The 12,108-nt window shown below is 40.1% G+C and carries 8 protein-coding genes; 3 read left to right on the top strand and 5 right to left on the bottom strand.

All coding sequences use genetic code 11. The annotated features are described in order from the left end of the window. Window positions 1–92: 92 nt before the first annotated feature. Entirely contained in the window at window positions 93–329 is a 237-nt protein-coding gene (locus tag N7E81_RS18470; RefSeq protein ID WP_263051084.1) for a hypothetical protein, read from the bottom strand. Window positions 330–422: 93 nt separating this feature from the next. Between N7E81_RS18470 and N7E81_RS18465 the strand changes: the two genes are divergently transcribed. Further along, window positions 423–1,016: an HAD family hydrolase gene (locus N7E81_RS18465; RefSeq protein ID WP_263051083.1), complete on the top strand. Its 594-nt coding sequence runs from the start codon at window positions 423–425 to the stop codon at window positions 1,014–1,016. A gap of 9 nt (window positions 1,017–1,025) precedes the next feature. Here N7E81_RS18465 and N7E81_RS18460 read toward each other — a convergent pair whose 3' ends face one another. Further along, window positions 1,026–1,265, bottom strand: a complete 240-nt coding sequence (locus N7E81_RS18460; RefSeq protein ID WP_263051082.1) for a hypothetical protein — start codon at window positions 1,263–1,265, stop codon at window positions 1,026–1,028. Between the two features lie 828 nt (window positions 1,266–2,093). On the opposite strand from N7E81_RS18460, the gene N7E81_RS18455 reads away from it, so the two are divergent. Beyond that, window positions 2,094–3,185: a fatty acid desaturase family protein gene (locus tag N7E81_RS18455; RefSeq protein WP_263051081.1), complete on the top strand. Its 1,092-nt coding sequence runs from the start codon at window positions 2,094–2,096 to the stop codon at window positions 3,183–3,185. Window positions 3,186–3,222: 37 nt separating this feature from the next. Here N7E81_RS18455 and N7E81_RS18450 read toward each other — a convergent pair whose 3' ends face one another. Together N7E81_RS18450 and N7E81_RS18445 are read right to left on the bottom strand one after the other, a co-directional pair. After that, a complete protein-coding gene (locus N7E81_RS18450; RefSeq protein ID WP_263051080.1) occupies window positions 3,223–5,982 on the bottom strand; it encodes a CHAT domain-containing tetratricopeptide repeat protein in 2,760 nt (919 codons plus the stop codon). A gap of 68 nt (window positions 5,983–6,050) precedes the next feature. Further along, complete coding sequence (locus N7E81_RS18445) at window positions 6,051–7,838, bottom strand: hypothetical protein (RefSeq protein ID WP_263051079.1); 1,788 nt, start codon at window positions 7,836–7,838, stop codon at window positions 6,051–6,053. Window positions 7,839–8,167: 329 nt separating this feature from the next. Here N7E81_RS18445 and N7E81_RS18440 point away from each other — a divergent pair, with 329 nt between their 5' ends. Next, entirely contained in the window at window positions 8,168–10,591 is a 2,424-nt protein-coding gene (locus N7E81_RS18440; protein WP_263051078.1) for a methyl-accepting chemotaxis protein, read from the top strand. Window position 10,592: 1 nt separating this feature from the next. On the opposite strand, the gene N7E81_RS18435 is transcribed toward N7E81_RS18440, so the two are convergent. Continuing rightward, on the bottom strand, window positions 10,593–12,086 hold the full coding sequence (locus N7E81_RS18435; protein ID WP_263051077.1) for a helix-turn-helix transcriptional regulator: 1,494 nt from the start codon (window positions 12,084–12,086) through the stop codon (window positions 10,593–10,595). Between the last annotated feature and the right edge of the window lie 22 nt (window positions 12,087–12,108).

Below are 12,108 nucleotides of genomic sequence, written 5' to 3'. Positions count from 1 at the left end.
ATTACTAACTTACTACGGGAAGCTAAGATTATAAAGAGCTTTGATTAAAATCTAGAGATAGAGAGGAGAGGTGTTTTTCAATGCTGTTAGGCTTATTCCTCTTGCCATTTATTACATCTGCAGTCATACCAATCGTCCATAAAAGTCTTATATTCCTTTAAGAAGGCCTCGATGGCGGCTATGCCTATGGCCTTTTTTTTGCCCTCATATATTTCAGGTTCGGCTAATGTAGTATCTACTGTGACTTGGTGCGCGGCACACCATTCTTTGAGTTGTGCTTGCCATACAAGCTCTTCTTTCAGGGTAGATGTTATTCTCAGGTCGATCATGAGTGATAATGGCTTATAACTTAATAATAATCTAATGACAAAAGGATTGATAATTGCTGGATATCCCACTAGGTTTGCCGCAAAAATACATACATGCGGACAATTGCTATACCAATACCAGAAGGAGTAAAGGGTCTTATTTTTGATCTTGATGGTACTATTTTGGATTCTATGCCATTACACTATGATGGTTATAATCATGCCTTGGCTGCGTATGGAGTACATTATCCAGAGGATGTGTTTCACAGTCGTGGGGGTATTCCTACTCGTGATACGTTGCTGATGATCGCTGAAGATTTTGAAATTAAAAATTTCGATGTAGATCAAGCTTTGGAGACGAAGCGTACTTTTGTGGAAAGTAATTTAGAAAGAATACAATTGATCCTCCCTGTTTTTGATATTGTCAAGGCTTACCATGGCGTATTACCTATGGCGGTAGGTACAGGTAGCAACCGGAAAGTAGTCACTGAAATGTTCGAAAGATTTCGATTGGGAGACTATATATCACATGTGGTAACTGCTACAGAGGTGACCCATTTTAAACCTCACCCAGAGACATTTATTAAATGCGCTGAAATGATTGGTATTCAGCCTGAGGACTGCGTGGTTTTTGAAGATGGGAAACCTGGCATGCAAGCAGCTGTAGCAGCTGGTATGAAAGTCGTGGATGTGACTAAATATCTCTAGTAAGAGGAATTAGTTAGAAGTCTTTTTTCCTTTGTTTTTACCATCTATCCATTTGCCATCTTTTACTTGGCCTAGATAGTTTACGATTTTACTTTTTTCGTATTGTTTGGTAGCAAATTCTATTTCCGCCATGCTATTTCTGCGAAGTTTAATTGCTGAGCTAGAACCTTTAGTTCTCAATTCAATATAATACCCTTCTTTTAGCGCTACTGGTTTAGTTGCCGGTCTTCCTTTTTGCTTTTGCTCCATCGCTTAATATTCTAGTTTACGTAATTAGCCAACGTTAATTGTTGGTTAATAGTTTCCTTATGGAATATAACCCGATTTTTCTTAATATCTGGGTTTTGTCCAATTCATTTTGCTCGCCAATGCAAAAAACGTACCTTATTGTCATTTTTTGCAGATATTAAAAAATATAAATTCTTGTTTTAATCCAATGTCAGGGAGGATATCTGTCATTTTGTTTATTTTGTATGGACTGTTTTATTCATTTTTATGTTTCTTTTTTTGAGAAAAAAGATGTTGAATGGAGAGTGCTTTAGAAGTGTCTTTATATGATGTTTTAATCTGTATTTTCTCCATTAAAAGTACAGTTGCATAACTGTATGGTGTTTTTTGAAGTGAATGTGGAGTAGGCTGATTGTAGTGAGTTAGTTGAATAAAGGGCAAGTTTTTTAGTAGCTAAGTGATTGAAAAGCAATGGCTTGAAAATACAAGTTTCTGTAGGGTAGGAGGATTGTCTTTTTGTGTATTTTAAAATATTATTTTTTTAGACAAAATGAAAATTGAGCTTCAATAGCTGACAGAATGAAGGGTGATTGAGGGAAGAGCCTGACAAAATGTATGTTTATGTGATGATGCTGAGGGGGGTACTTTGTACTATTGGTAATAGTTATTTGGTTTTCCTTTATTTTAAATTTCCTACCTTGGTATAGAGCTATTCAAAAAAAAACTTGCAATACTAGGGTTTCTATTGGTACTATTTCATGTTGAATCTGTAGAATGCTGAGTATAGTGGTAGACTTCATTCTACATAGCGTATCTTCCATGCTTATTTAAGAAGCAAAGAAGAGAAGAATGAAGACATCACCAGTGGTAAGATTCAATCGGAGGCATAGCACTGATTTTGTTAATGAGCTACACAACCGTGTGAATAAACATTTCACAGATAATAATATTTCAAAGTTTGGTAATACTAATATGCAGCTGAAGTCTGCATTTATGCTAGCCATGTATTTTATTCCATTTGTTCTTCTGATTTCGGGAGTTGTTCAGTCTTTTGGAGTCATGTTTATACTCTGGTGTTGGATGGGATTGGGTATGTGTGGGATTGGGCTGGCAGTTATGCATGATGCCAATCATGGCGCTTATTCAAAGCGAAAAGTGGTGAACAATCTGATGGGTTATCTTTTGAATGTAATAGGTTCTTATCATGTGACATGGAAAATTCAGCACAATGTTTTGCATCATTCGTCTACTAATGTACATGAATTTGATGAAGATCTTAATAATCAAATTTTACGTTTTTCCCCAAATCAAAAGCGTAAGAAGATCAATAAATATCAAGCCTATTATGCTCCTTTTTTGTATGGTTTGCTTTCATTGTACAAAACATTTAGCAAGGATTTTGAGCAAATATCAAGGTTTAATAAAAAGAAATTATTGAAAGGGCAAGGGCTGACGCTAGGGAAAGCGGTGTTACAAATTTCTATTAACAAAGTACTTTATTTGGGTGTTACATTGGCGCTGCCAATGATCGTTTTGAATATCGTATGGTGGCAGGTGTTGATAGGCTTTATTGCAATGCATTTGATTTGCGGACTTATTTTGGCACTGATTTTTCAATCGGCTCATGTATTGGATAATACAGATTTTTTTATGGCCGACGAAGAAGGTACTGTGGATAATTGCTGGGCCATTCACCAACTGAATACTACGGCTAATTTCGCAAAGAAAGGTAAGCTGTTTTCATGGCTAATTGGAGGTCTCAATTTTCAAGTAGAACATCATCTTTTTCCCAATATTTGTCATGTTCATTATGATGCCATATCTGATATTGTGAAAAAGACAGCATTAGACTTCAATCTTGTGTACAACGAACATCGTACTTTCTTTTGTGCCATCAAGAGTCATTTTAGGTTTTTGAACAAACTAGGTCAAGTGGCTTGATTTGCCTGCTGCAAGGCTTTTTAAGTCTATTTAGCGCTTAATTCATCATAATAAACGCACCCCAGAAATAAGGGTCAGAGAATTCTTCCTTTACTTTTTGTTGCGCTTTTCTAAAGGCTGCTTGCGAGTTGCCTAAAGACATCCAGTAACTATAGAATGAAGTCATCAGTTTTTGGGTGGCTTCGTCGTTTACTTTCCATAGACTCATGATAATTTTGTTGGATCCGGCTACCTGAAACGAACGAGACAGTCCATAGACTCCTTCTCCATTGATGATTTCTCCTGTGCCAGTTTCACACGCAGACATGATCACCAATTCTGTCTGGTTTAGATCCATGTTCATCACTTCGTAGGCATTCAGGATACCATTGTCTTTGTTGTTTAGACTTAGTTCTTCGTTGTATATGTTTGCTGCCCCAGTAAAGAGTAGCCCCGACCGTAGCAATGGATTGTTTTGTGCTTTGGATACTTGTACGCCCATTACCATTCCTTTTTCTTCAGAGATGTCTGGTAAGAAAAAACCGTGTGTAGCAATATGTAATATCTCTGGGTTGTTGATTTGGGTAATATTATATTTTGTTGCTTCATCTTGCATATACAATCGGGTTTTCACACCTTCTTGATTGAGGGTTTGGTTGATGGCGTTTAGTTCTTCTTGGGTACCAGGCAGTGGTGCAAATATCTCGTCATTGCCATAGTCTGGATAGCCGATTAATACGGCCATTTTGTTGGGGTCTATCACAAGATTTTCATTTCTGATTTCTTCGATATGTTTTGTATTGGGTACCATGGCATATTCTCTTTTGTCTATTAGGTACATCCCATTTTCGTCAAGCAAGCTGTTGATATTGATGCTATTATAAATGCCGTCAACAGACACATATACTTTAGACATGCCAGTCAATAGTTCCTCGATGGGTGCCCAGTAATTAAGGTAGGATTGGTCGTCTTCTACTTTTAGCCGGATGAGGTTTTTGTAGGATTTCAGGTATTTAGTTTCTAGTTCAAGCCCATTATTCAAACTTGCCAATTTGGGTTGATCCAGTTGAGGATGAATGACCAAAGCAGTATAATGAACCTGCCCCTTGTTTGCTCCATATTTGATCGGGATACGAACGATTTCTATGGCAGCTTCATCAGGCTTTAGCATGGCCTTAGCTGCAGCGAAAGTAGTAGGTGCTATACGCGTCTGACCAAATTCATTTGACATTTTCGTGAGCGATTTTTCTAGTTCGTTGGCTTTTGCTTCAAGTGCGGTGAGGTCTATGTCGTCTTCTGCAATGTCTTCCTTGGTCGAGGAATAATAGATGGCGAGTAGGTCTTTGGTTTGCTTGTATGCTTTGAAAAGGTCTATCAGTTCCGTATTGCCGCTAGCGAGGATGTGCTGACGAGTCCTCGTAGTCGAATTGATCAATATACCTTTGGTGTGAATTTGCAGTTCGTAGGCAGAAACCAACACTGCGGGGTATTCGTTGGCAATGTCTATGGCAAAAGCCATATAGTTGTCTATGTTGGGTTTGAGCGACTGCCAAAATTGTGTTTTTTCGGATTCACTCATCGTGACAAACAATTGATCTAACTGCTGGAGGTAGCCTTGGATGGATTGATTCATATTGGCTTTTGCCGATGCGGTGAGTCCCAACTGCCAGTCGCAAAGGCCAATTTTGTTGAGTGTATCGAGTACTTCTCTGTGGTGGTCTCCGAAAGCGGCTTGGAGAATAGTTAAAGCTTCTGTGTAGGCTGCTTTGGCAGCAGCAAAGTTTTCTTGGTTTAGGTAGTAGTTGGCCTGGTTCAAAATTGCTTTGGCCAATAACGGATGTTTGCTTCCGTATTTTTTTTGAATGCCATCAATAGTTTCTGTTAAAAAAGGAAGGACATTCGAATCATTTCTATTGACTCGCAAGGCACCATAGTAGATGAGTAGGTTGTTGTAATCGGGATGATTTTCAAACCCTTTTTGCTGCATGCCAGACATGGCTTCGAGGTACATTTGATCTGCAAGTTTGAAATCTCCTTGTTCTTGAGCGAGTATAGCACGGTTGGTTTTGATTCGCTCTGCATCTATAAAATTCTCATAGAGAGAGCCTTCAGATTTAGAAATGGCTAGGTCTAATCCTTCGATAGCTTTCTGGGTACGACCCAGCTCTGCGAAGAGCATAGACTGATTGTTCAGCGCTACCACATATCGTTGAGATTGTTCGGTATAGAGCGTTTTTATGGTGGGTAGGAGATAGTCAAATATGCGTTCGGACTCAGCGTAGTCACCGAGATTTTTCTTTAAAACCGCTAGGTTGTGCAGACTGTTGATAAATTCTGGGCTGGTACGTCCCAGTCTATCGCCACGTAGTTGTAGGCCTAGCATCATGAGTTCTTCGGCTTTTACAAACTTGCCTCTGGTTTGGTAGAGTAGGGCAGAGGCATTGACAAGTGCTGTAAAACGCCTGAGGTCATCATTGTCGAGCTGATCTGCAAGTACCAAGTTGGCCATTCCATATGGCGACATTTTGAAGGTATCAGAAAATTTCATGTCTGACTCGTCTAAATACCTTTTCAATTCAAACATATATCTACCACTGGCATTTAGATAATGGCCAGTATAATATGCCCGATCGCCAGACAAGAAGAAATCTTGGTGGATTTTTTTGATATCCATTCCATCGTATAGGATCTGTGTTTGATCTGCGAACGTGATGGCATATTTCTGTTGCGTAGCCTCACCTTTGTTGTAGGTCATGGTTTGTGCATGCACGCATTGCAAAGAGGCGACGTAGCATAGAATGAATAGAATAGATCTCATGGCTGGTATTTAAAAAAAGGACTGTCAGTTGTCTGGCAGTCCTCTCAAAGTACTTAAATTATTTTGAATTACTTGTAGCACGTATTGAGGTACGATTGCATTTTTACATCATCATAATCTTTGATCTCTTTTTGTTCGTTTTTTCCTGCTTTTAGATAGACCAAACAGCCTTCTAAAAGATATTCCCAGTTGGTACCGTCTGCATGTGAGAGTTCACCAGTGACGGAGTTGAACACATTGTAGTCTTTCCCTTTTTTAGCGAGTTTGGGCTCCTTTCCTGTCCCGTTGATGGCCTGATTGGCTAGGAAGCTTAATCCACTGGTAGCTGCATTACCTATATTGTAGGCCGTGCTCAGACCGTTGTTGCCGTTGTCATCAAGTTTACTCAAGTCAATACCAGTTGACATTTGGAAAGCTACCGTCTGAGAAGCTACAGCGTCTCCTATATTGCTGGCTACTTGATCGGCTACCATACCCATGGCCATATTGCCCAGTTTGTTGGAATTGTCTACATAGGGGTTGTTTAGCAAGGTCAAAGGAGATTGCGTTCCTTCTGTTTTTACAAATACGTCTTTGTTTTGTACGTACATGGTGCCATCTAATACAAAATATGTGATAGGCTGAGCTTCGTTGCCTCCGTAGCTGATTTTGTTATTGTCTTCATCCACGAAGTTGATAGATTTAGCCCACCAGTCATTGTCGTTGACTAGGCTTATGGTGCCGTTGTATTTGCGTCCAGAGAGGTCTACGATGTATCCGTTTGTGTTGGTGTTTTTTGATGTAGGCATATCCATGCCATATCCTGAAAATGCTTCTATCAAGCTGATTTCCTGTGTGGCATCAGCGATTTCACTGAATGGTACTATGTCTACTTGCGCATTTAAGTTTTCTGCAAAGTAAACGCCATAGTAGTTGCCTGGGGTAGGGAAGTACGCTAGGTATCCTTTTTTTGTGTTTCCATCTTTGGTTTTCAATGTGCCCGGATGAAAATTCATCTCCTCGATTGTGTATTTGATGTCTTGATTGTTGGTGATCTTATTGATGGTGAGATCGGTGAGCCCATAGGCATAGATGTCGTCTAGGCCTAGCTTTTGAGTAGATCCATCTACATCTATGTATATTTCATCTATCAAGTCGCTTTTGATTTTAGAGTCTACTTTCATAGAATTTTTTACGACCAGTTGGATGTCGCCTTCGATTCTTTCGCCTTCGTTGGTGATGACAAATCCAGGAGTTTTCTTTGTTTTGGTTTTACCCATTATTTCGGCACTGCCAGACATAATGAGGTGTTTAGGAGCAAGGTCCCAAGGCAAAATTCTACCAAAGGCTTTGATGTCTTTGCGTAGGTATTCTTTTTCAATGCCAGATTCGTCTACAAAGGTCAAGCTTTCGATGGCGAAAAAATTATTGCCTGCCAATGGACTGTCAGACGATTCTCCTTCTATTAGAATTTTGCCTTCTAGCGTCTCTCCACTGTTTAATTGAACAAAACCTCTTTCAGGCTCTGAATTTTGTTTTCGTTTGTCGTTTTTCCAATCGTAGTAAGACAATGGAGATTTGTTTTCTGGAATATTGATGCTAAGCCCCCATTCCTTTAGTGATCGGACATTGAACTTATACTTAGTGCCCGAAGCATCTGTCACGTCCATTTTGTTTTGTTTCTCATACTGTTTGATAGAGACAGTACCTTCGATTTTGTTGCCGTCTCTCAGGACAACATACCCTTGTTCGTAGTCATCAAAATAGGGTAGCGGAGTGGTTAGTGTACCTTTCGATAACTTCATATCTTGAGCTGCTAGTGGTACTGCAAGGCTGAGACCTAATACAGCTAACAAAAATGTTTTGGTATTTTTCATAGGGATAAAAGGATTGATTTTTTTGTTTGTGATTTGGTGAATTTTACCGTGTATGTTAATGTATAATAATCAGTATTCCTACGGATGTGGGATGATCTGCGGAAGTATGTGTCTGATCTACAGTATTTTGTATGTGAGGCACAAATTGCAGAAAGAGAGGGTTGCGATTTTATGCCCTCTTCTTGTCAATAGTAGAGGACTTGATACGAGAATTTAGAAGTAGTTATATCCGCTCGTTTCGATACAAAGAAAACATAACATTGGAATAACATGTTGATAGTATCCAAGGTCTAATTTAGAGGTATTAACATTCTGTATGAGAAAAAGCTATGGATCTATTTAGAGGACTCTCTGGTAAATTCCTAATACCCTATGCGTTGACGTTGATTTTTGGTATATGGACTTATGTTACATTTCAAAATATCAAATCGCTGCATGAGGCTAAGGGATTACTTCAAACCATCCAGTTAGAGGTATTAGAAATTAGAAAGCATGAGAAAGACTTTCTTGCTAGAGATTATAAAAACATAGCTTTTATCACCCAAGGCAAAAGCAAGTATTTATCAGCGCTTAATGAAATAGTAGATGCTCTACAGCAGCGTACCGATAGTCTAAAAGCCAACCATAGAATAGCAGAAGTGAGAATAGACAGTATGCAATTGCTATTGCACAATTACGTCTTTGCGTTCAATTCATTAGCCAATATGATTCGTGAGAAAGGTTTTAAAGACCATGGACTGGAAGGCCAATTGCGTCAAGCGATACATGATGTAGAGGACTCTGATTTTGAGTACGACAAGTACTATATGCTCATGTTGCGTAGGCACGAGAAGGATTTTTTCTTGAGAAAGGATATGAAATACCTCGACAAGTTTGAAGCGGGAGTGTCGGAATTTAGAGACCATCTTTTGACTCTTGGTGGCAATGCTCAAAAAAAACAAGAAATTCTACGCAATTTGGAAGCTTATGAAGCGGGCTTTAGGAGGGTGGTGGCCATTCAAAAGGTTATCGGATTGGATGCAAATGATGGTCTGCATGGCAAATTACGAGAGGCTATCCATCAGTTTTCTCCTTATGTAGACGAGATAGTGGCATCCAACAACAAACAGATAGCTGCAGAAATCACCAAAAGCTCATGGGCACTCGTCGTGTTGTTTGTATTGATAGTAGCCACTGGCACTGTTGTACTTACTTATCACATCAATAAAATCACCCGTAACATCAATTTGATAAAAACGAACACCCTTACCCTAGCCAAAGGCGAATTTCCTAAAAAACAAAAAGTGAATACTAGAGATGAGCTTGGACAGGCACATGAGGCATTGAATGTGCTGACTGCAGGATTGAAATCCAAAACTGAGTTTGCTAAAGCGATAGGAGAAGGCCGCTTCGATGCACAACTGGAGCTTTTAGGTGATACAGATATTTTAGGAAAAAGTCTCATGCACATGAGCCACAATCTATCAGCTGTAGTTAGTCAAATCAATGCTGTGGTGGCTTCGGCCAGTGAGCGAGGAGAGCTAAACGGACGCATTAATCTGACTAATAAGGAAGGGTTTTGGCGAGCACTCAGCGAATCGATCAATCAACTTTTAGAGACTTTTTCTACGCCACTCCGAGCCGTTGACCGCATAGTGAATGCGATGTCTCAAGGAGATCTTACGCTACGGTATGAGCAAGAAGCAAGGGGTGAAATCAAGGTGCTGGCAGAAAACATGAACCAAGCTTTGGATAATCTGAATAACTTTTTGGCAAAAATATCACTCAATGCCGAGATTATGGACGATTCTACTTCGGAGATGAATAAAAGCTCAGGAGAAATGAACCTGAGTATGAACGAAATTGCGACGGCTACTAGTCAAATGAGCCAAGGGGCACAAAACCAAGTAGTGAAAGTGGATGAATCCTCTTCTTTGGTAAACAGTATTCTGAATTCGATAGACGATATGGGACATCGATCTGAGCGCATTCATCTGTCGGCACGACACGGAGTGGATAATAGCAATAAGGGCGTGGAAATGGTTAAGCATGTTGAAGAAAATATGACCACGATTATCCAACTCACGAGTAGAACTTCCGAAACGGTAAAAGTACTGAAGGAGAGGTCGCAAGAGATTTCCAGCGTACTAGGCTTGATCAACGAGATAGCGACACAAACCAACTTGCTCGCACTCAACGCTAGTATAGAGGCCGCTCAGGCTGGAGATGCAGGACGGGGATTTGCCGTAGTGGCGGAAGAAATTAGAAAGCTGGCTGACCGATCCCGGTCGTCTGTGCGCGAGATAGAAAAACTAATCAAAGATGTTCAAAATGGCACCTTAGCTGCTTCTCATGCCATAGATGAAATGAATGTGAGCGTGTCAGCGGGTGAAAGTACGTCATTCAAAGTCAGAGCGGTATTCGAACAAATGGCAGAGTCCTCGCACGATACCTTGAAGTTGTCGGAGGAAATATTGACAGCTACTAGTAATCGCAAGTACGAAATCAAAGAGATCGCCAAAATCACAGAAAGCATTGTAGTCATTGCCGAACAAAGTGCTGCAGGTACCGAAGAAATGGCGGCTTCGGCTACAGAACTTCGGTCGGGGATGGAAGTTTTCAGATCTAAATCTGGCCAGCTCTCTTCGGTAGCCAGTGTCCTCAACGAAGAAGTAGGGAAGTTTAAACTACAGCCGACTGAGGTAGGTTTGTTTGGGGTGCTAGATGCCCCAGATTCTGTGCCTGAGAAGAAGGGCAAGTTGTCTAGAACTTAAGTTATTTGGGGTTGAAGGTTTTTAGTATCTTTTTCCGTTCTTCTTCCTTTTTTAGTCGCTCATAGATATATGGAGGGGAAGCACGCACTTTGCAATTTTGTGCCATGCATCGTTCGCAAGTGTCATTAACCAGTTGGGTTTTGATAGCGGTGTCGCTGAGAAACTTAATGGTATTTCTTACTTTGTCATTTAGTTTGATACCTAGTGCTAGACTGTTGTTTACTCCCTTGGTTGGAGAAAAGGGCTTCGCTAGAGACAATAGTAAAAACTCCTCGTTAGTATCGATATATCGGGCGATTTGAGCACCACCTATGATTTCCCCAGGCTTGGTTTTATGAATTTCCTCCAATTCATTTAGCATAGTGATAAATTTCCATCTTCGGCAAAAATGTTCCTGTAGAGTAGTGCCTCGTGGTTGGTTCATTCTAGAGAGGTGCATCTCCTTACTCAAGTGATAATGATCCGTCCCTACTTGGTGGTTGAATTTGAAAAAGAACAGTTCGTGAAACCCGAAATGTTCTGGGAGCAAATTGGTCATGCGCTGTAGGATCATCTCCGGAGTGGTATTGTAGTGGCGCATGGTATCGATCAAGATGTTTTGATTCCATTGATCATTGGAGAAAAAATCTTGTAAATCTTTCAGGAAATTTTTCTGATTGATCAATACGGCAGAAGCAAAATATGAGGCTTTAAAATCGTTGAGCACCTGATCGAAGTTGTCGATTTTTACCCAAGGGGTCGCCGTATTCCTTTGTTTGAATTTGAGGTAATTGTACCCCACTTCTTTAGCTAGATAAAAAGCACGCTGGCGTGGACTGAGTTCACTATGCAGGACTAATTTTTTCCTGCGAGTTTCCTGTACCATCACACTTCTCAGATCTTGCAATGAAGCATGCTCAGTAAAGTCATTGTTTACCAGTTTGTAGTTATACTGCTCGGTTAGATAGTTTTCAAACTCAGATTCAGGGATGTACTTGCCAGCGAGTAGGCGTATTTCGTTGGAAAATCGCTCTGCAGCCTCTTCTATACTAGGAAAGAAATTTTCATGAATTTCTTGATAAGAGCGAAGCACTGAAAAGTAGAAAGTTTCTACACGCACGTCGTAGTTTCTACTCACCTCTAGCAGTGTACCTATGAAGGCGTTGAGTTTCGAAGGTGCATTAGTTAGGAGATCCAGCAATTTTGATAATTCTAATCCAAATAATTCTAGTGGGAGCTCGGACAATATGCCAGAATGCAGCAATTGCGACACAGGTGCTAGTTGCTTGTTGAGTATCTCAGATTTGAGTTCGGTGGGTTTTACTTTGAGCGCATCCGCCAGAGCAATTAATTTTTCGGATTTGGGGTATTTTTTCCCTTTTTCTATTTCATTAAGATAAGAAATAGAAATACCCGAGAGCTTCGAAAGTTGCTGAAGGGATAATTCATGATTTTGCCGCAATTGCCGCAGCTTAATTCCAAAGATGAGTTTAACGTATTCCTTGTTTAATGCCATAATGAGACATCAAAATAAGCAG

The sequence above is a fragment of the Reichenbachiella carrageenanivorans genome (assembly GCF_025639805.1).
GTDB lineage: Bacteria > Bacteroidota > Bacteroidia > Cytophagales > Cyclobacteriaceae > Reichenbachiella > Reichenbachiella carrageenanivorans.
This window is presented reverse-complemented; position numbering and strand designations above follow the sequence as displayed.

Coding starts and splice junctions, on each gene's coding strand:
- N7E81_RS18470 (WP_263051084.1), bottom strand. CDS start 329: ATGATCGACCTGAGAATAACATCTACCCTGAAAGAAGAGCTTGTATGG.
- N7E81_RS18465 (WP_263051083.1), top strand. CDS start 423: ATGCGGACAATTGCTATACCAATACCAGAAGGAGTAAAGGGTCTTATT.
- N7E81_RS18460 (WP_263051082.1), bottom strand. CDS start 1,265: ATGGAGCAAAAGCAAAAAGGAAGACCGGCAACTAAACCAGTAGCGCTA.
- N7E81_RS18455 (WP_263051081.1), top strand. CDS start 2,094: ATGAAGACATCACCAGTGGTAAGATTCAATCGGAGGCATAGCACTGAT.
- N7E81_RS18450 (WP_263051080.1), bottom strand. CDS start 5,982: ATGAGATCTATTCTATTCATTCTATGCTACGTCGCCTCTTTGCAATGC.
- N7E81_RS18445 (WP_263051079.1), bottom strand. CDS start 7,838: ATGAAAAATACCAAAACATTTTTGTTAGCTGTATTAGGTCTCAGCCTT.
- N7E81_RS18440 (WP_263051078.1), top strand. CDS start 8,168: ATGGATCTATTTAGAGGACTCTCTGGTAAATTCCTAATACCCTATGCG.
- N7E81_RS18435 (WP_263051077.1), bottom strand. CDS start 12,086: ATGGCATTAAACAAGGAATACGTTAAACTCATCTTTGGAATTAAGCTG.